Below are 18514 nucleotides of genomic sequence, written 5' to 3' on the forward strand. Positions count from 1 at the left end.
GGATGGACTATCTCGACGGCTTACTGAACCTCAAGTTCTGGGGCGTGACGATACTCACGCTAATTTTCCTGCAGATGACAATCGCGTCGGTCACCTTGTACCTGCACCGCGATCAGGCCCATAGAGGGGTCGATCTGCACCCGATCGTCCGCCATGTCATGCGCTTCTGGCTCTGGCTGTCCACGGGCATGGTCACCGCCGAGTGGGTGGGCGTGCACCGCAAGCACCACGCTCACTGCGAGACGGAAGACGATCCTCACAGCCCGCAGGTCCACGGTCTGAAGAAGGTGGTGTTCGAGGGGGTGGAGCTGTACCGCAACGCCGCCAAGGATGCGGAGGCCGTGGCCAAGTTCTCCCGCGGCACGCCCGATGACTGGATCGAGCGCAACCTCTACGCCCGCTGGCGCTTCGCCGGGCCCACCTGCATGGCGCTGATCGACCTGGCGCTGTTCGGCGTCGCCGGGATCACGGTGTTCGGCCTGCAGATGCTCATGATCCCCTTCTTCGCTGCGGGTGTGATCAACGGCGTCGGCCACCACACCGGCTACCGCAACTTCGAGTGTGAGGATGCGTCCACCAACATCACGCCATGGGGTTTGTGGATCGGCGGCGAGGAGCTGCACAACAACCACCACGCCTTCCCGAGCTCGGCGCGCTTCTCGGTGCGCAAGTGGGAGTTCGACATCGGTTGGCTGTGGATCCAGATGCTGTCCGCCGTGGGGCTGGCGAAGGTGCGTCGGGTCTTTCCCAAGCCGGTCATCGCGGCGATGGATGAGCCCGCCGTGGACCTCGAGACTATGCGCGCCATCATCACCAACCGCATGCACGTGCTGCGCGACTACGGCAAGCGCGTGACCCTGCCCGTCCTCGCGACGGAGGCGAAGCAAGCGGAGGACGCCCGCTGGCGTCAGCTTCTGCGTCGCGCTCGTAAGCTCATGATCCGCAGCCCTCAGCTGCTGGACGATCCCTCTCGGCGCGAGTTGGGCGATGTGCTGGCCAACAGCGAGCAGCTGCAAAAGGTGCACGAATTCCGCGAGCGTCTGCGTCAGATGTGGAGCGGTGTGCATTCCCACGAGCGCCTCGTGGACATGATGCGCGAGTGGTGCGCAGAGGCCGAGGCGAGTGGCATCCGTGCCCTCGAGGAGTTCTCAGCGCGCCTGCGTCGCTATCGCATGCAGACTGCCTGAACCGCTTACCGGGCTCCCCGGCGCCGGGGAGCTTCGCGACCGACCAAAAAGAAAGGCCGCTCCAGATGTTCTGGAGCGGCCTTTCTCGTTTGGGGCAACGCCTGACCGCCACTGAGGGCGGCCGGGAGGCCTTACTTGATCTTCGCTTCCTTGTACATCACGTACTGGCGGATGCGCGGGTCGAACTTGCGCACTTCCATCTTCTCCGGATGCAGGCGCTTGTTCTTGGTGGTGGTGTAGAAGTGCCCGGTGCCGGCGCTGGACACGAGGCGGATCTTGTCGCGGGCAGAGTTGGCCATGGCTCGCTACTCCGTCAGATCTTGTGGCCGGCAGCGCGCAGGTCCTTGAGGACCGCTTCGATGCCGCGCTTGTCGATGATGCGCATGCCATGGGTGGACACGCGCAGCTTCACGAAGCGCTTTTCGCTCTCCACCCAGAAACGGTGGTCGTGAAGGTTCGGCAGAAACCGACGGCGGGTCCTGTTGTTGGCGTGCGATACGTTGTTACCGGTCGCCGGACCCTTGCCCGTGACCATGCATACCCTAGACATGGCGTCTTTACCTTTGGAATTCGTGGTTCCCTGGCGCAGGGGCCGGGGATCGAGAACCGCGCATACTAGCGGGGGCGGCGCCGTTCGGCAATAGGCGCGGGTCTCGCGGGGCGCAACGGCCTGCGCCGGGCGCCCCTGGTGCGGTCCTAGTCGCAGTCTCGAATGTCGATGCTGCCGCTCATGGTGTTCACAGACACCCGCACGCTGCCATCGCCTTCGCGAAATCTCAGTCGGGAGCCGGGGCCCCAGCCCTCTTCCTTGGGGCGCTGGCGCGTGACCCGGTCCACGATATCGCCGGAGAACGACTCCAGGTCGAATTCGACATTTTCCCGCTTGCACAGGTGCAGGGTCACCTCGCCGGAGACGGATCCAGCCCGCAGGCGAGCCTGCTTGCGCAGATGCCCGCGCAGGGTGATCTCGCCGGAGACGCTTTCGAGCTTCGCCTCGTCCAGCACGTCACTGCGCACGCGGGCATCGCCCGAGATGGTGCTGACGCGCACCTCGCCGTTGACGTCGTCCACCTCCGCATCGCCGCTCACGGCGTTGACGTAGAAGCGGCCCTCGGCGCCGTTGCCGTCGAACTCGATGTCGCCGGAGACCGTCTCCAACTGCACGTCCTGGCTGGTGCCGTCGACTTCGATGTCGCCGCTCACGCTCTGCACGCGCTGGTCACCGCGGTGGCCGTCCACGGACACGTCGGCGCTGACGCTGGAGATCTCCAGGCGAATGTTCTCGGGCACGTCGATGGTGAGGTCCGCATCGCGGCTGTCGCTGCGGCCGTACCAGCGCTTGTCGGCCTCGACGCGGATCTCCCCATGGTCATCGTCGTGTTGGACGATGAGCGACTCGGGATCGCCCTCGAGCTCCGCCACCAGGCGTACCTCGCTGCGCGACCAGGCGCGCACGTCGATCTTGCCCTGCACGTTGATGATCTTGAGGCTACCGCCGTCGGCGAGGGCAAACTCACGTTCCACCGTGGTGTCGGCCATCGCGGGCGTGATGGCTGCGCTCACCAGCGAGGCGCACAACAACGCCTGCATCAGCGACCGGAAGCAATACGTCTGGCTCATATCTCGATGACCTGCTGAGCGGTTTGGGCGAGGCGCTGCACCGACTTCAGCAAGCTCAGTTCCTGCTGGCTGGTGGTGACGAGTAGCTGCTGTAAGGAGGCGTTGTCCGGGTCTTCGGCCAAGGCCAGCTCGATGGTGGTGAGCGCGGCGCGGATCTCGAGGAGAGTGCCCGCCACCACGCGACGCGACGCGGGATCGAGGCGTTCCAGGCTGGCCTCGAGGATCGCCATCAGTTCGCCCCGGGCCATCGTGTAGTCGACCGGTAGCACGTTGGCGGCGATTGGGGTGAACTCATCGGTCGGCGCGGGCAGCTGGGCGACCAGCGCGTCCCGCATGCCGGTTGGTGCGTAGTGGGCACGGGTGGCGACGAAGGTGGTCAGGCTGGCCGTGGCCACCAGAAGCACCGTGGCGGCGAGGCCCCAGAGGTGACCGTTGCCGGTGGCTCTGGCCGCGACCGTCTCGGACGCACGCGCCTCGGCGCCGAGCTCGTCGCGCGGCGTCAGGCGCTTCTCGATATGTGGCCAGAGGTCGTTCGGCGGTGTGATCTGCCGGGGCAGCTCGCGAATGGCCTGGTCGAGTTCTTGGTCGTTCATCTCTCGTCTCTCCTTCAACGCACGAGACGCTGCTTGAGCAGCTGGCGCGCGCGATGCAGCTGCGCCTTGCTGGTACCCGCGGCGACCCCCAGGGCGTCGCCGGCCTCCTCGTGCGTGAAACCATGCAGGGATACCAGCACAAATACCTTACGCGCCTGTTCCGGAAGCTCGGCTATCGCCTGCTCCAGATCGAGCTGGGCCGCGTCGTCCGGCGTGGGCGCGGCCACGCGATCCAAGGGGTCGATGATCTCGCCGTCTTCGTCGCTGTGCGCGCTGACCAGCTTGAGGTGGGCGTTACGACGCTTCCACTTGCGCTTGAGGCCGAGGGCCTGGTTGACGGCGATTCGATGCAGCCAGGTGCTAAAGCGGCTATCGCCGGCGAAGTTGCCGAGCGCGTTCCAGGCGTTCACGAACGCCTCCTGCACGCAGTCCTCCGCGGCCGCGGTGTCCGCGGTCAGGCGCAGGCACACGGCGTAGAGCCGCGCGTTGTGGCGCCGGTACAGGGTCTCGAAGGCCCGCGTATCGCCGGTGCGGGCCAGGCTCACCAGCTGCTCGTCGCTCCGCTCGTCCTCGGATTGATTCGCTCGAATGTCGATCACCGTTGCCGTCATGGGTCTCATCGCGTTCCGCGGCTGTTCGTCGTGGGGCCTTGGATGCTTCGCGCGACAGGAAAGGTTTGAGTCCGGACGCGTTGGAATCAAGCACCCGAGCCCTAGGCAGCGCTGTTCGACGGCCCAATATGGCCGATCAGCGGTTTTTTGGGGCAACTCGTGCGTAAAACAATTGTCGCATCCGGACACACCCGTGATGCACGAGGGGGGCGAATCGGTGCTCGATACCAAAAAATGCCGTGATCAGCGGCCGTGCAGCGCGCTCGCGAGCTGCGCAGCAGCGTTCGGACTGAGCTTGGCCCTGGGCGCGACCGCGAGCGCGCAGACCTCGACCGCCGGCACGGCAGCGCCGCCGTCCCCACCCTCCAAGCCCTGTGCGGGCGAGGCCTTTCGCGCCTTCGACTTCTGGCTCGGCGACTGGCAGGTGCGCACCGCGGACGGCAACGTGGCGGGCGTGAACCGGATCACCCGTCGCGAGGGCAACTGCGTGCTCCTGGAGCAGTGGACCGGCGCCTCGGGCAGCACTGGCATGAGCATGAACTTCTACAGCCCCGCCTCTGACCGCTGGCGCCAGGTGTGGCACAGCGCGTCCGGCGCCCTGATCGACATCAGCGGCGGTTGGACCGGAGAGTCGATGGTGCTGACGGGCACCATCGAGTACGTGGGCAACGCCACCACGCAACCCTTCCGCGGCACCTGGACGCCCCTGGAGGATGGCCGCGTGCGCCAGTTTTTCGAACAGTCGGGCGATGATGGCGAGACCTGGCAGGCTTGGTTCGAGGGCTTCTACGCCCGCCGGGAGTCCCCAGCCGAGCGTTAGCCGATCGCTATCGATAGCTATACGAGGTCGTAAGGTATCTACAGTAGTCCGCGCTCAGCCAGGGACGTGTAGCTCTCGTCTCCGACCACCAGATGGTCGACTAATCTCACCTCCACCAGCGCGAGGGCATCGCGCAGGCGTCGCGTGATCGCCTCGTCGGCGTGGCTCGGCTCCGCCACGCCACTGGGATGGTTATGGGCGACGATCATGGCTGCGGCGTTGTGCTCCAGGGCCTGGCGGACCACCTCGCGCGGGTGCACGCTGGCGCCATCGACGGTGCCCCGGAAGAGTTCCTCGAAGCAGATGAGGCGATTTCGGTTGTCGAGGTAGAAGCAGCAAAACACCTCGTGGGGCAGATCGCGCAGGCGTGCGCGCAGAAACTCGCTCGCCGCCTGCGGTGTATTGAAGGCCTCGGGGCGGTCGAGCGCCTCCTCCAGGTGCCGGCGCACGAGTTCCACCGCGGCCTGCAATTCCGCGTAGCGCGCACTGCCCACGCCGGGCACGGCACACAGGCGCTCTTGGCTGGCGTTCAGTAGCGCCCGCACGCTGCCGAAGTGGCCCAACAGGGCGCTGGCGATCTCGTAGGCGGATTGCTGGCGGTTGCCATGGCGCAGCACGATCGCCAACAGCTCGACGCTGGACATGGCGCGCGGCCCTAGCTGCAGCAAGCGCTCACGCGGGCGTTCTCGGGTCGGTGGATGGATCAACGGCGTCACGAGCGCGGGGAGGCGCCTCCGGGGCTTAAGGCTCAACCGAAGTTTGCGCGCGCGGTAGAGGTTTGCGCGTCGGCTTATCGCTATGATGTGCCCACTAATCCGATCGGTGAGGGGAGCGGACCTTGGCCGCAGCCGGCAAGCTCGAAGGTAAGCGCGTCCTGTTGGGCGTGAGTGGTGGTATCGCAGCGTACAAGAGTGCGGTGCTCGTGCGGCGTCTGCGCGAGCAGGGCGCCGAGGTGCAGGTGGTGATGACCGCCGGTGCCGCCCAGTTCATCACCCCCCTGACCCTGCAGGCGCTCTCCGGCCGTCCCGTGCGCGACGCCCTGTGGGACGACGCCGCGGAGGCGGCCATGGGGCATATCGAACTGGCGCGCTGGGCAGATCTGGTGCTGATCGCACCGGCCACGGCGCACCTCCTCGGCCGCCTGGCCAACGGGCTGGCCGACGACCTGCTCTGCACCCTTTGCCTGGCCACGGAAGCGCCCATCGTGATGGCGCCGGCGATGAACCGCGCCATGTGGCAGCACCCGGCCACCCAAGCTAACCGCGAGGTGCTGGCGCAGCGCGGTGTCACCCTGCTCGGGCCCGGTGAGGGATCCCAAGCCTGCGGCGAAGAGGGCGCTGGGCGGATGCTGGAGCCGGAGGAGATCGTGAGCGCGCTGGTCGGTGGCGACGCGCCCCTGGCCTCGGCCGTGTCCCAGGCGCTCGCGGGCCTACGCGTATTGATCACCGCCGGACCCACCCGCGAGCCGCTGGATCCCGTGCGCTTCCTGAGCAACCGCAGCTCGGGGAAGATGGGCTACGCCGTGGCCCAGGCCGCAGTAGAGGCGGGCGCGGATGTGGTACTTGTAAGTGGTCCAACGCACCTGGCAGCGCCGTCAGGTGTCGAGCGGGTGAATGTGGAGAGCGCGCGCAGCATGCATGAGGCGGTGATGGCGCGAACGGTGTCGGCTGACATATTCATCGGCACGGCGGCCGTGGCGGACTACGAGTGTCGCGAGCCAGCCGAGCACAAGATGAAGAAGGCCCAGCTGGGCGATCGGATGGTGCTGGAGCTGCATCCGGCGCCGGACATCCTGGCCGCCGTCGCCGCGCTGCCGGAGCCGCCGTTCAGCGTCGGCTTTGCTGCGGAGACCCGCGATCTCGAGCACAACGCGCGCCACAAGCTCGAGCGCAAGCGCCTGGACATGATCGCCGGCAACCTGGTGGGGGCCACGCGCGCCTTCGACTGTGCGGACAACGACATCACTGTGTTTTGGGCCGATGGCAGCCGCGCCCTCGGCCATCTACCGAAGCTCGCTCTGGCCCGTTCCCTGGTGGACGTGATCGGCGAGCGGTACCGAGCGACGAGAGGATAGCGCAATGCCTGAGGAGCTACGTTCGATCTCGCTGAAGGTGCTGGACCCCCGCCTGCGGGAGTTCGGCGTACCGGAATTGGCCACCCAGGGAGCGGCGGGTCTGGACGTGCGGGCGTGCATCGAGCAGCCGCTGAAACTGGAGCCCGGGGCGACGGAGCTCATCCCCACAGGCTTTGCCATCCACATCGGGGATCCCTCGCTTGCGGCGGTGCTTTTGCCCCGTTCGGGCATCGGTCACAAGCAAGGGCTGGTGCTAGGTAACCTGACCGGGTTGATCGACTCCGATTACCAAGGTCAGGTGTACGTATCCATGTGGAATCGTGGACGCTTCGCGCGCGAGATTACGCCGGGCATGCGGATCGCGCAGATGGTGTTCGTGCCGGTCGTGCAGGTGCGCTTCGAGGAAGTCGAGCGCTTCGAGGTAAGCGATCGCGGGGAAGGCGGTTTCGGCCACTCCGGGACGGAGTAGCGATCGGGGCGCGTGCCGTCCTCAGCGGCGCCCGCTGGCGCCGGTGCTCGTCTGGCGCAGGGCGTCCGGGGTGGCGAATTCGCGATAGATCTCGAGGTCTGACTCGAAGCGCCGCTCCTGCTCGATGAGCTTACGGCGCAGGTTCTCCGCATCTTCCTGGCGCTCGCTCAGGGCCTGGTTGGCCACCTGCAGATCGAGCAACAGATCTTCCGGCATCGGCGGCAGAGCGCTTTGCGGCGAGTACGGGAAGTTGAATTCCCTCGCCTTGGTCATGAGCGAGCGCAGTTCGTCGCGCAGCTCGCGCACCTTGTGGTCGTTGATCGACTGGCGGTAGTAAAGCGCTTCCATCCGAGACTCGTGGTAGGCCTCCAAATCGCCGATCGTGGCGTAGGAGCGGAAGAGGTTGTCGCGGTACTCCGCCTGGCGCTCCGCGAGGGCGGCGCGAGCGGCCTCGCGCTCGGCTTCCATCTTCTGGCGTGCGAGCTCTTCGGCGGTTGGCGCGCGCGGTGTCTTGCCGGTGACCACGCCCTGATCGTTCAGGGATTCAATCTCCTTGTCCTTGTACTCCGGCGGCACGCTATCGCCGATGTGCGTAACGCCGTTCTCGTCCACCCAGCGCTTGTACTCCTTCGCGACGGCACCGTTGGTAAGCACGCAGGCGAGGAGGCAAAGCCCCACCGAGCGAACCCACGATTTGTGCTGGCGACTGAACACGTTACATATCAACTCTGCGCTGCCTGGATGGAGGGACTCGGCGACCGGACCTGTCCCCGATCGACGACGTGGACGATCAGTTTACCGCCGCCGGCGGGCCCAGACACGTCATTGGACCCCGTACCTCGCCCGGTAGTCTTCTAGGGACTGCAGAATCTGTGATCTGTTCCCGTCGGCGCGCAACCATTGTGTCAAATCGTGAAGCGACGCCACGCTCGCGATCTGCAATCCCAGCTCGCGCTGCGCCTCATCGATGGCCGACAGCTCACCCTGGCCCCGCTCCTGGCGGTCCAGGGCGATGAGCACGGCGGCGGGGTCCGCGTCCTGCGCGCGAATGATCTGCACCGATTCCCTAAGCGCCGTGCCGGCGGTGATCACATCGTCCACCACCAGCACCCGACCGGCCAGGGGCGCGCCCACCAGATGCCCGCCCTCCCCGTGGTCCTTGGCCTCCTTGCGGTTGAAGGCGAAGGGCAGGTTGCGCTTGTGCTCGGTGGCGAGGGCGGCCGCCGTGGCCGTGACCAGGGGGATGCCCTTGTAGGCGGGGCCGAAGAGCATATCCACTTCGAGCTCGCGCTCCACGATCGTGTGCGCGTAGAAGCTTCCGAGCTTGGCGATCGCCTCCCCGGTGGAAAACAAACCGGCGTTGAAGAAGTAGGGGCTGACGCGGCCGGACTTCAGGGTGAACTCACCGAAGCGCAGGGCGCCCACCTCCTCGCAGAGGGAGAGGAATTGATCGCGGATGGAGCTGCTCGTGTTCATGGGCCTCGTCGACGGTGGCGTAGGACATGTGGCCCCGTATGATAAGCCGCCGAACCGCACCGGCGGCAGCTTCGAGGAATTCCCATCCATGCGTATCGTCACCGCCAACTTGAACGGCATCCGCTCCGCCGGCCGCAAAGGCTTCTTCAGTTGGATGACGCGCCAGCGCGCCGACGTGGTGTGCGTGCAGGAGACCAAGGCCCAGCGCGATCAGCTGGACGACGCGCTCTACCACCCGCGCAGCTTCCACAATGCTTTCGTGGACGCGCAGAAGAAGGGCTACAGCGGCGTCGCCCTCTACGCCCGCCGCGAGCCGGACGAGATCATCACCAGCCTGCGCGACGCGAGCCATGATCGCCACGCTGGCTGGGACGAATTCGACGCTGAGGGCCGCTACGTGGAGGCGCGCTTCGGCAAGCTGAGCGTGGTATCCCTGTACCTGCCCTCGGGCTCCTCCGGTGACGTGCGCCAGGACGCCAAGTGGCGCTTTCTGGACCTGTTCGGCCCGCACCTCGAGCGCTTGGCCAAGGGCGAGCGTCAGTACGTGATCTGCGGCGATTGGAACATCGCCCACAAGCGCATCGACATCAAGAACTGGCGCAGCAACCAGAAGAACTCCGGCTTCCTGCCGGAGGAACGTGCCTTCATGGACACGCTGATCGACGACTACGGCTACGTCGATGCCTTCCGCGAGGTCGACCAGCGTGAGGAGCAGTACACGTGGTGGTCGAACCGCGGCCAGGCCTACGCCAACAACGTCGGCTGGCGCATCGACTATCAAATCCTATCGCCTTCCCTCGCGGGCAGCGTCAGCAAGGCTCGCGTCTACCGCGAGAAGCGCTTCTCCGATCACGCGCCGCTGATCATCGACTACGCTTTCTGAGCCTCGTCCTCCTCGCCCTGGACGAACTCGGGTTGGGTCTCGGTCCACTTCAGCAGGCGATAGACCCACGGCAGCAGCAGGTACGCCGGGATGCCGGCCAGGAAGGTGAGCAGGAAGGTGTCCTGATAGCCGATCACTTCGCTCAGGTTGCCGCCGACCCAACCGGCCACGGACCTGCCGAAAATGAACATCGAGGAGAGCAGCGCGTACTCGGCTGCGGAGCGGCGCTTGTTCACGATGGACATGAGGAAGGCCAGGAACGCGCCGGTGCCCAGCCCCTGGGTGAAGGACTCCACGGCCGACGCCGAGTACATGATGGTCTGCGCGAACAGGTCCGGCGGCGTCTCCGGCGCCAGGGGTAGCGCTAGGGAAACACCCCAGTAGCCGAGGTTGGAGACCATCTGCGTGAGGCCGAGAGTCCACAGGGCGTGGAAGACCCCGATGCGGTCGGTGATCAGGCCGCCAATCAGGCCGCCGGCTATCGAAAGCGCTAGGCCGATGTTCACGGACACCAGGCCGATCTGCGCCGGCGAGAACCCCACATCCAGCCAGAACGGCTTGACGATGAAGCCCATGGTGGTGTCCGCGAGCTTGAAGGTCACGATGAAGATCAGCACCACCACCATGCCCGGGCGCCGGAGCATGCCGATGATGGCGCCGAACATCAGTCCCTGGTCGATGGGCTGGGCGCCGTCCTTATCGGCGGCCTGTGCCGCGCTGCGCTGACTCGCAAGCAGGGTGAGGGCGAACCAGATCAGCGCCGAGGCCCCCAGGGCGTACCACCAGAAGCCGGCGATGCCGTCGGCAAACTTGACCGTCTTGTTCACGATCCAGGCGGTGCCTAGGAGCATGGCGATCACCGATGCCATGGCCGGCGGCGTGCGCACGACGGTGAAGAGCTCCTCGCGCAACCCCAGCGTGGGCGGCCTCTCGAGCGGTTGCTCCGCGGGCGCCAGACGACAGGCGAAGGCGCAGAGGATCAGTAGGGCGCAGGTGCAGGCGTACACTCCGCTCCAGCCAATCAGGTTCTGCATCGCCAGCGCAAAGCCGGCAACGATCATGCCCGCTCGGTAGAACGCCACGCGCAAGCCGTTGGCGATGCCGAGTTCTTGCTTGTTGACCAGTTCGATCGTGTACGCGTCGATCGCGATGTCGTTGGTGGCGGACATGACCACGAACAAGCCGATCATCATCCACACCCAGGGGCCGAAGCCGAGGGAGAAGACGAGGGGACTGAGCAGGGCCGCCATCGCGAGGTCGACGACGAACATCCACCGGCGAAAGCCCCGCAGGTGACCGACGATGGGAGCCCACAGGTACTTCAGCGTCCAGCCCAGGCCGAGCAGACTCAGGAACCCGATATCACCGAGGTTCACGCCCTGGGCACGGAAGTACACCGGCAGGATTTCGTAGAAGACGCCGAGGGGAAAGCCCTGCGAGAAATAGAGCACGCCGATCCAGAAGGCCTTCTGCCGCCATAGCTGCGGGCGCTCCAGGGGGCTCGTGCTCGAGGCACTCGCGGTGTTGGCGTTATCTGGCATGCTGCATGGACTGGCTACTACGGTGCGGGAGTGAATTGGTGAGTGATGATAGTGCGTGGGTAGACGTCGCGCCCTTGGAAGAGTTCGAGGACCCAGGCACGCGAGGGTTCACCCACGAGGATTGGGACCACTGGGGCTTCGTGGTGCGCGTGGGCGATGCGCTAGCGGCCTATCGCAACGTGTGTCCCCATGCGGGTCATCCCATGAACTGGGCGCCCGACGCGTTCCTGACGCCAGACGAAGAGCACCTCATCTGCGCCTCGCACGGCGCCATCTTCGATCGCTTGAGTGGGGAATGCATCGCGGGGCCCTGTCCGGGCCAGCGCTTGCAGGCGGTGGCCGTCCGCGTGGACGACGGGCGTGTGCAGGTGGCGCCAGCGCAGGCGGCTGGCGCAGGGCAGGACTGACCGCGGTCTTCGCGGATCAGCGATCGCCGGCGTCGAAGTAATCGAGGGGATCGAACCAGACGGCGTGCGGACTATCGTCGTAGTCCACGCCGTAGTCTTCTTTCTGTAGATCCATCGAGCCGGTGTAGTCCTCCGGCGGCTGTATCTCCATCGGCTCCTGGTCATCCCAGGTGTCGACGTCGATCTCCTCGACGGTGCCATCGAAATGCTGGGTCTCGATGGTGCCCGAAGGCTCATCCAACGCGACCACTTCGAATACGCGGCCATCCGTGTGCCGGTACCAGCCTCCCACGCTCGGAACGACTAGGTTTGCCATCACGCACCCCGTTTTTGTTGCAGTGCCTCGCAGACGTCACAACTCGCCTCCATAATACGCCCCTCCTCGCCCGAGGGAAGTGGAGTTCCGGCACCTGTCGCCGGCTGTTGGATAGCTGATCGCCATGTTCGAGTCGTTCGTTAAAACCTTCGTCGTGTTCTTCGTGGTCGTAGAACCGATCTCGCTGGTGCCCGTGTTCGCGGCGCTCACCCGCGGCGGCGGCGCGGTATTCCGCCGGCGCATGGCCGTGAAGTCCGTGGCGCTCGCGGCGGTGATCTTCGCCCTGTTTCTGCTCAGCGGCGATCTGCTTCTGCGCACCCTCGGCATCAGTCTGGACGCGTTCAAGATCGCGGGCGGCTTGCTGCTGTTTCTGCTCTCAGTCGACATGGTGTTCGCGCGCCAGTCGGGTCTGCGTTCGGCCACCGTGCGCGAGCAGGAGGAAGCCCGCTATCGCGAGGACATCTCCGTCTTCCCCCTGGCCTTTCCCCTAATCGCAGGGCCGGGCGCCCTGGCCACCTTGGTGCTCCTCGGGGCGAGCACGGACGGGGATCCGGTGGCGATGGCCGCGCTGGGCTTGGTGGTGCTGACGGTGCTTGCGATCACGCTCGCGCTCCTGCTCGGCGCGCGCTATGTGGAACGGCTGATCGGGGTCACCGGCGCCAACGTGATCAGTCGCCTGGCTGGCGTGGTGTTGGTGGCGTTGGCGGTGCAGTTCGTGATCGACGGCGTGCGCGACACGGTGGTCAGCACGCGCCAGGCGGTACAAGCTCTGGAGGCTCAGGCAACGGCGGTGGCACCGCCAGTCGACGACGCGACGACCGCCCCCGTGCCTGAGACGGAAACGCCCCAGGCGCCCGCCGAACCCTCTTCGCCAGAAACCTAAACGACTCGATAGGCGAGATCCAGCACCTCGTGGCCCAGGCGTTCGCCGCGGCGCTCGAAGTGCGTTTGCGGGCGCGTGGTGGCGGCGGCTAGCTGTGCCTCGTCCACGACACGCTCCAGGCCGGCGTGGGCGTCCGCCACCTCGATCATGGCCTCGCCGTAGGGCGCCCAGTCCGTCGCCATGTGGAGGATGCCGTCAGGCCGCAGGGCGCGGCTCACCAGATCGAGGAAGGCCGGTTGCACGATGCGTCGCTTGTGGTGGCGCTTCTTCGGCCAGGGGTCTGGGAAGAGCAGCATCACCCGGTCGATCGCGTCGGGGGCCAGGCGATGCTCGAACACCTCGACGGCGTCTTGCTGCGCGATGCGTACGTTGCTCAGCCCGCGCTCCTCGATGCCGTTCAGGGCGCGGCCAACGCCGGGTGGGTACACCTCGATGCCAAGGAAGTTTTGCTCCGGGAAGCGCTCGGCGTGCCAGAGCAAGCTGGCGCCGTTGCCGAAGCCTATGTCCACGCAGCAGGGGGCGTCACGACCGAAGGTAGCGCTCAGGTCGATCGGCGTGTTGTCGATCGGGATGCCCAGCTCCGGGTACAGGCGCTCGAGGCCTTCGCGCTGGGCGCGGGTGAGCCGTCCGTCGCGCCTGACGAAGCTGCGCACACGAGCTCTCGGCCTTTCGTCCTCGGCAGCAACGCTGGTCGGCGCGTCGTCTTCCCGCTCTGCCATCGCCTAGAAGAAGATGCCTTCGATGGGCGATGAGGCGGTGGCGTAGCGCTTCTTCGGAATCCGCCCGGCGCGGTAGGCCAGGCGGCCCGCTTCCACGCCGAGGCGCATCGCGTGGGCCATCATCACCGCATCGCGGGCGCCGGCGATCGCCGTGTTCATGAGCACGCCGTCGCAGCCGAGCTCCATCGCGAAGGCCGCATCGGAGGCGGTGCCCACGCCCGCGTCCACCAGCACGGGCACCTTCGCTTCCTCGACGATCGTGAGGATGTTGTAGGGGTTCTGGATGCCGAGGCCGGAGCCGATCGGCGCAGCCAGCGGCATCACCGCGACGCAGCCGAGTTCCTCGAAGCGTTTCGCCATGATGGGGTCGTCGTTGGTGTACACCATGACGTCGAAGCCGTCCTTCACCAGCGTGGCCGCCGCCTCCAAGGTGGCGGGGACGTCCGGGAACAGGGTCTTCTCATCCCCGAGGACTTCGAGCTTCACCAAGGAGTGGCCATCGAGCAACTCGCGTGCCAGGTGGCAGGTGCGGACGGCGTCCTTCGCCGTGTAGCACCCCGCCGTGTTAGGCAGCAGGGTGAATTCCTCGGGCGGCAGGGCCTCGAGCAAGCTGGGCTCGTCCGCGTGCTGGCCGATGTTGGTGCGGCGAATGGCCACGGTGACGATCTCGGCGCCCGCCGCCTGGGTGGCGGCGCGGGTTTCGTCGAGGTCGGCGTACTTGCCAGTGCCGGTGAGCAATCTTGATCGGTACTGCTTACCGGCGATGGTCAACGGATCGGCGTTGGCAGCCGTGGCCGTCGGGGAAGGGGTGTCGTTCATGGGCTCTCCGCCGCAGGTCAGCCGCCGCCCACCGCGTGCACGATTTCTATCTGGTCGCCATCGCGAAGGCGCGCCTGGTCGTGCTGTGAGCGGGGCACGATCTCGCCGTTGCACTCGAGGGCGAAGCGCCGCCCCGCCAGGCGCAGGGCCTGCACGAGATCGGCGACCGTGGCGTCCCCCGCCAGGCGCACGGGGTCGCCGTTGGCGAGCACGGTGATCGCGTGGGTGTCGGCATGGGTGGTCATGGCGCCGCAGTGTACACGACGGCGCCCCCACCCCAGGCCGCGCTAGTCCTCGGGCTCGCGGCCCTTCGCCGGTGGGTCCGGCTCCGGCAGGCGTCCCGCCTCCTTGAGGGCGCGGCGGACGATGAACTCGAGCTGCGCGTTCATGCTGCGCAGGTCGTCATCGGCCCAGCGACGCAGGGCCGCGAGGGTGCGCGGGTCCGTGCGAAACAGAAAGGAGCTTCTTGCCACGGCTTGCGCTTAACTCGTCCGGCGCGGAGCGCCCCCGCCCTCGGCGGGGCAGGGGCAGACCGCGGTGTGTTCAGGTGCCATCGTAGGCTCAGCTGTAGAGCGTGCCGGCGTTCACCACCGGTTGCGTATGGCGGTCGCTACACAGCACCACAAGCAGGTTGGAGACCATCGAGGCGCGCTTCTCATCGTCGAGGTCCACGATTTCCTCCTTCACCAGGCGATCCAGCGCCATCTCCACCATCCCCACTGCGCCGTCGACGATACGCGAACGCGCCGCCACCACGGCTTGCGCCTGCTGGCGCTGGAGCATGGCCGCGGCGATCTCCGGCGCGTAGGCGAGGTGGCTGATCCGCGCCTCGACCACCTCCACGCCCGCCGTTTCGAGCCGGTCCTGGATGTCCTGGCGCAGTTCGGCGCAGATCTCCTGCGTGCTGCCGCGCAGGGACGTGTCATGGTCCTCGCTATCGTAGGGGTGGCGGCTGGCGAGGTTGCGCAGGGCTGCCTCGCTCTGCACGGCGACGAAGTCCTCGTAGTCGTCCACCTCGAACAGGGCCTCGGCCGTGTCCACCACCTTCCAGACCACCACGGCGGAGATCTCGATGGGGTTGCCGTCGCGATCGTTCACCTTGGACGGGCGGCCCGAGGTACGGGCCTTCTGCTGCACCACCTTGCCCTCGGCGTTCTTCTTCTCGGGCGTGGTGATGGAGCCGGTCTCGAAGTTGCGCACGCGGCGGCTGATGCGCTTCTTGGAGAAGAAGGGGTTTACCCAGTAGAAGCCCGATTTGGTGATCGAGCCCTTGTAGTGGCCGAACAGGAGTAGGACCCGGGCGTCGTTCGGGGCGATGGCGACGAAGCCGAAGACGATGGCCACCGCGGTGGCCATGAGCACTAGCGCCACCGGCACGCCGACAGACTTCAGGGCCGGGTTCGGAGCCGAGTGGATGAGCAGGGCGAGCCCGCCAAGGAACAGGGCGGGGCAGGTGATGAGGGCCAGCCATCCGGTGGCGGCGTTGTAGGTTTTTTCGGTCGACATGAGCGCTTCTCCAGCGGCTGAGCGATATCTAAGTGATATCACTTTGATAGCGACCGGAGCAAGCGAGAGGTGTCTTCTAGCTAGATGGTAATTTCTAGTGTTAGTTTACTAGTAAATAAAAGTTTCTAAAAATAAAATTAAACCAGGAAGTTAGGGCTTCTTGTCTTTGGTCAATCCACTCGGCCGACCCAGGGCTCGAAGTGTTGCGCCGAACGCTGGATCGAGCCAGGAGTCGTGATGCGATGAGCTTCCAGATTTGCGCGAAAGCCCCAACGCTCGAATGATTCTGGCGCGTGGGGCGACGATCACCGCGCCGCCAACTTCTCTGCCACAAACCGCTCGATCATCCCCTCCAGCACCGGCAGGGGCACACCCCCCTCGCTCAACACCCGGTCGTGGAATTCGCGCACGTCGAAGTCAGCCCCCAGCGCCTCCCGCGCCCGCTCGCGCAGTTCGATGATCTTCAGCTCCCCGATCTTGTAGGCCAGGGCCTGGCCCGGCCAGGCGATGTAGCGGTCGATCTCCGTGCGCACCTCCAGCAAGGACAGGGCGGTGTTGCTGCTCAGGTAGTCGAGCGCGTGCTGCCGACTCCAGCCCTTGGCATGCATGCCCGTGTCCACCACCAGGCGGCAGGCGCTCCACATCTCGTAGGTGAGGCGGCCGAAGTCCTCGTAGGGCGTCTCGTACATGCCCATCTCGACGCCGAGCTTCTCGGAGTAAAGGCCCCAGCCCTCACCGAAGGCATGGGGATAGATGTGGCGTCGGAAGTTGGGGCGACCCTCGAGTTCCTTCGCGAGCGCGGCTTGCAGGTGATGGCCGGGGACGGCCTCATGCAGGGTGAGGGCGGGCAGGGTGTAGAGGGTGCGCTTGTCCAGGGCGTAGGTGTTCACCCAGTACTCGCCGGAGCGGGATCCGCTGAGGGGAGCGCCGGAGTAGCGCCCGCTGGTGTAGTTTGGGGCAATCGCCAGGGGGACGGGGGCGACCGTGTAGGGTTGGCGCGGGAGTTTGCCGAAGAACTTAGGTAGTTGACCATCCGCCTTCTTGGCCAGATAGGAGGCATGCATCAGCAGCTCGCGCGGCGTCTGCACGTAGAACTGGGGATCGCTGCGCAGGAAAGCGAGGAATTCAGCGAAGCTGCCCTCGAAGCCCACCTCCTCGATGATGGCCTCCATCTCGGCGCGGATCCGCGCGACTTCCGCCAGGCCCTTCTGGTGAACCTGCTCGGGCGTGAGGTCCAGATTCGTGTAGAAGCGGACTTCGCCGGCGTAGTAGGCCTCGCCCTCGGGCAGCTCGCTCGCCCCGAGGTTGGTGCGGGCATTGGGGATGTACTCCTCGACGAAGAAGCGATGGAACTCGCGCAGGGCCGGCATGACCTCCACTTCCATGCTGTAGCGGCCTACTTCAGGCAGGGCAGCGGCCAGTTCGTCGTCGACCCCCGGCGGCAGATTGAGGAAGGGTTGGAAGAGGGGGCTGTCCTCGATCTCGGTGGTGGCGACGGCTTCCACCACCCCGGCCACGTCCTCGAGGATGATCGCCGGCAGGGTGAAGCCGTCGGCGAGGCCCTGCCGCATGTTCTCCATGTTCTCCTCGAGATAGTTGGGGAACGCGGAGAGCCGGCGCAGCCAGGCCTGGTAGTCCTCGGTGGTGCGGAACGGCTGGGAGCGGACGGCCCAGTTCAGGGTCATGTAGAAGCCCGAGTCGCTGTTCAGCGGAATGCGATAGGCGCGGAAGCGCGCCCGGTCCGCCCGGTGGCGCAGCATGAAGGCGAAGACGTCGTAGTTCACCTTGTCCGCTTCGGAGAGGGCCTCGCGCTCGATCTTCTCAAGGCGTGCCTGGAACTGGCTCGCGGCGGCGGCCCGGCGCAGGTGATCGCGCGGCGCGGCACCCGGCAAGAGGTGGTCGTAGCGGTGGTCGCCCACGGAGGTGGCGAGGAGCGGGTTCTCGCGTAGGCGGAACTCCCATTCGTCCTCGAACAGGGCGTACAGCGCGACCGTGGGATCCTCGGCCGGCTCGTCGGCTGCCTCGTTGGGGGCTGGCGCGGGAGGTTCGGCGATCGGTGGCATCACCGGTGGCGTCTGCGGGTGGGCCTGGGCGAGGGCTGAGGTGGCGCTGGCAGCGCACAGCAGCAGGCAGGCGATCAGGGCGAAGACACGGCTCATGGCGGCTCCTCACAGGGCTCGGTGTACGGGGTCGGGGCGTGGAGTCTAACCGGGTCGAATGGGGTCGGGCCACGGTGCGCGCCGCTGCGGTGAGACTGCTACACTCGCCGCTCGAGGCGGGTGTAGTTCAATGGTAGAACCTCAGCTTCCCAAGCTGATGACGTGGGTTCGATTCCCATCACCCGCTCCACTCCCTCCCCTGTTGCTTCGGGTACGGCACCGTTGATTCGCGTCGAGTCCGTGACGGTTCGGGCCGACGATGGCCGTGCGATCCTCGAAGATCTCACCGTCGAGTGGGATCAGGCGAGGGTCGGCGTGATCGGCGCCAACGGCTCGGGCAAGAGCACCTTCGTTCGATTGCTCAACGGCCTGGTGCGCCCCGACGTCGGCGCTGTGCACGTGGACGGACTGCTCGTCGACCGTAACCTGGC

General features: G+C 66.3%; 24 protein-coding genes and 1 tRNA gene. 9 read left to right on the top strand and 16 right to left on the bottom strand.

Annotated features, from left to right (window positions below):
- The first annotated feature begins 2 nt into the window (after positions 1-2).
- On the top strand, positions 3-1187 hold the full coding sequence (locus tag AAF184_11365; GenBank protein MEO0422929.1) for a fatty acid desaturase: 1185 nt from the start codon (positions 3-5) through the stop codon (positions 1185-1187).
- A 131-nt stretch (positions 1188-1318) separates the two neighbouring features.
- Here the strand turns inward: AAF184_11365 and rpmG are convergent, their stop codons facing one another.
- From rpmG to AAF184_11390, 5 genes are all read right to left on the bottom strand, one after another.
- Positions 1319-1486, bottom strand: a complete 168-nt coding sequence (gene rpmG / locus AAF184_11370; GenBank protein ID MEO0422930.1) for a 50S ribosomal protein L33 — start codon at positions 1484-1486, stop codon at positions 1319-1321.
- Between the two features lie 14 nt (positions 1487-1500).
- Positions 1501-1737: a 50S ribosomal protein L28 gene (gene rpmB / locus AAF184_11375; GenBank protein ID MEO0422931.1), complete on the bottom strand. Its 237-nt coding sequence runs from the start codon at positions 1735-1737 to the stop codon at positions 1501-1503.
- Positions 1738-1883: 146 nt separating this feature from the next.
- Positions 1884-2807, bottom strand: a complete 924-nt coding sequence (locus AAF184_11380) for a DUF4097 family beta strand repeat-containing protein (protein ID MEO0422932.1) — start codon at positions 2805-2807, stop codon at positions 1884-1886.
- Positions 2804-3400: a hypothetical protein gene (locus tag AAF184_11385; protein MEO0422933.1), complete on the bottom strand. Its 597-nt coding sequence runs from the start codon at positions 3398-3400 to the stop codon at positions 2804-2806. Before AAF184_11385 ends, AAF184_11380 begins: the two co-directional genes overlap by 4 nt.
- A gap of 14 nt (positions 3401-3414) precedes the next feature.
- Complete coding sequence (locus tag AAF184_11390; protein MEO0422934.1) at positions 3415-4011, bottom strand: sigma-70 family RNA polymerase sigma factor; 597 nt, start codon at positions 4009-4011, stop codon at positions 3415-3417.
- Between the two features lie 295 nt (positions 4012-4306).
- Between AAF184_11390 and AAF184_11395 the strand changes: the two genes are divergently transcribed.
- Entirely contained in the window at positions 4307-4831 is a 525-nt protein-coding gene (locus tag AAF184_11395; GenBank protein ID MEO0422935.1) for a hypothetical protein, read from the top strand.
- Between the two features lie 38 nt (positions 4832-4869).
- Here the strand turns inward: AAF184_11395 and radC are convergent, their stop codons facing one another.
- Positions 4870-5538, bottom strand: coding sequence for a DNA repair protein RadC (radC, locus tag AAF184_11400; GenBank protein ID MEO0422936.1), 669 nt, complete (start codon positions 5536-5538; stop codon positions 4870-4872).
- Between the two features lie 131 nt (positions 5539-5669).
- On the opposite strand from radC, the gene coaBC reads away from it, so the two are divergent.
- Positions 5670-6905: a bifunctional phosphopantothenoylcysteine decarboxylase/phosphopantothenate--cysteine ligase CoaBC gene (coaBC, locus tag AAF184_11405; GenBank protein ID MEO0422937.1), complete on the top strand. Its 1236-nt coding sequence runs from the start codon at positions 5670-5672 to the stop codon at positions 6903-6905.
- Between the two features lie 4 nt (positions 6906-6909).
- Entirely contained in the window at positions 6910-7374 is a 465-nt protein-coding gene (gene dut / locus AAF184_11410; GenBank protein MEO0422938.1) for a dUTP diphosphatase, read from the top strand.
- A 21-nt stretch (positions 7375-7395) separates the two neighbouring features.
- Here the strand turns inward: dut and AAF184_11415 are convergent, their stop codons facing one another.
- On the bottom strand, positions 7396-8052 hold the full coding sequence (locus AAF184_11415) for a DUF4124 domain-containing protein (protein ID MEO0422939.1): 657 nt from the start codon (positions 8050-8052) through the stop codon (positions 7396-7398).
- A gap of 144 nt (positions 8053-8196) precedes the next feature.
- Positions 8197-8850: an orotate phosphoribosyltransferase gene (gene pyrE, locus AAF184_11420; GenBank protein ID MEO0422940.1), complete on the bottom strand. Its 654-nt coding sequence runs from the start codon at positions 8848-8850 to the stop codon at positions 8197-8199.
- Between the two features lie 88 nt (positions 8851-8938).
- Here pyrE and AAF184_11425 point away from each other — a divergent pair, with 88 nt between their 5' ends.
- Complete coding sequence (locus AAF184_11425) at positions 8939-9733, top strand: exodeoxyribonuclease III (protein ID MEO0422941.1); 795 nt, start codon at positions 8939-8941, stop codon at positions 9731-9733.
- Here AAF184_11425 and AAF184_11430 read toward each other — a convergent pair.
- Positions 9721-11274: an MFS transporter gene (locus AAF184_11430; GenBank protein ID MEO0422942.1), complete on the bottom strand. Its 1554-nt coding sequence runs from the start codon at positions 11272-11274 to the stop codon at positions 9721-9723. The two genes, AAF184_11425 and AAF184_11430, sit on opposite strands and share 13 nt — an antisense overlap.
- Before the next feature lie 38 nt (positions 11275-11312).
- Here AAF184_11430 and AAF184_11435 point away from each other — a divergent pair, with 38 nt between their 5' ends.
- On the top strand, positions 11313-11681 hold the full coding sequence (locus AAF184_11435; protein MEO0422943.1) for a Rieske 2Fe-2S domain-containing protein: 369 nt from the start codon (positions 11313-11315) through the stop codon (positions 11679-11681).
- A gap of 16 nt (positions 11682-11697) precedes the next feature.
- On the opposite strand, the gene AAF184_11440 is transcribed toward AAF184_11435, so the two are convergent.
- Positions 11698-11997, bottom strand: a complete 300-nt coding sequence (locus tag AAF184_11440; GenBank protein MEO0422944.1) for a DUF6763 family protein — start codon at positions 11995-11997, stop codon at positions 11698-11700.
- A 124-nt stretch (positions 11998-12121) separates the two neighbouring features.
- Between AAF184_11440 and AAF184_11445 the strand changes: the two genes are divergently transcribed.
- Entirely contained in the window at positions 12122-12880 is a 759-nt protein-coding gene (locus AAF184_11445) for a MarC family protein (protein ID MEO0422945.1), read from the top strand.
- On the opposite strand, the gene trmB is transcribed toward AAF184_11445, so the two are convergent.
- The 6 genes from trmB to AAF184_11475 form a co-directional block, all read right to left on the bottom strand.
- The gene (gene trmB / locus AAF184_11450) at positions 12877-13533 is read right to left on the bottom strand and encodes a tRNA (guanosine(46)-N7)-methyltransferase TrmB (GenBank protein ID MEO0422946.1); all 657 of its coding nucleotides are present in this window, start codon (positions 13531-13533) and stop codon (positions 12877-12879) included. The genes AAF184_11445 and trmB overlap by 4 nt on opposite strands.
- A 69-nt stretch (positions 13534-13602) precedes the next feature.
- Positions 13603-14418, bottom strand: coding sequence for a thiazole synthase (locus AAF184_11455; protein MEO0422947.1), 816 nt, complete (start codon positions 14416-14418; stop codon positions 13603-13605).
- A gap of 17 nt (positions 14419-14435) precedes the next feature.
- Positions 14436-14663 (bottom strand): sulfur carrier protein ThiS, encoded by a 228-nt coding sequence (gene thiS, locus AAF184_11460; protein ID MEO0422948.1) that lies wholly within the window; start codon positions 14661-14663, stop codon positions 14436-14438.
- Between the two features lie 42 nt (positions 14664-14705).
- Positions 14706-14891, bottom strand: coding sequence for an Arc family DNA binding domain-containing protein (locus AAF184_11465; GenBank protein ID MEO0422949.1), 186 nt, complete (start codon positions 14889-14891; stop codon positions 14706-14708).
- Between the two features lie 88 nt (positions 14892-14979).
- Positions 14980-15924, bottom strand: a complete 945-nt coding sequence (locus tag AAF184_11470; GenBank protein MEO0422950.1) for an SPFH domain-containing protein — start codon at positions 15922-15924, stop codon at positions 14980-14982.
- A 305-nt stretch (positions 15925-16229) separates the two neighbouring features.
- Positions 16230-18083: a DUF885 family protein gene (locus AAF184_11475; GenBank protein MEO0422951.1), complete on the bottom strand. Its 1854-nt coding sequence runs from the start codon at positions 18081-18083 to the stop codon at positions 16230-16232.
- Positions 18084-18199: 116 nt separating this feature from the next.
- Here AAF184_11475 and AAF184_11480 point away from each other — a divergent pair.
- A tRNA-Gly gene (locus tag AAF184_11480) sits at positions 18200-18273 on the top strand.
- Positions 18274-18323: 50 nt separating this feature from the next.
- The coding region (locus AAF184_11485; GenBank protein MEO0422952.1) for an ATP-binding cassette domain-containing protein at positions 18324-18514 on the top strand (191 nt) is incomplete at its 3' end.

Source organism: Pseudomonadota bacterium (assembly GCA_039815145.1).
Classification (GTDB): Bacteria; Pseudomonadota; Gammaproteobacteria; order Steroidobacterales; family JBCBZW01; genus JBCBZW01.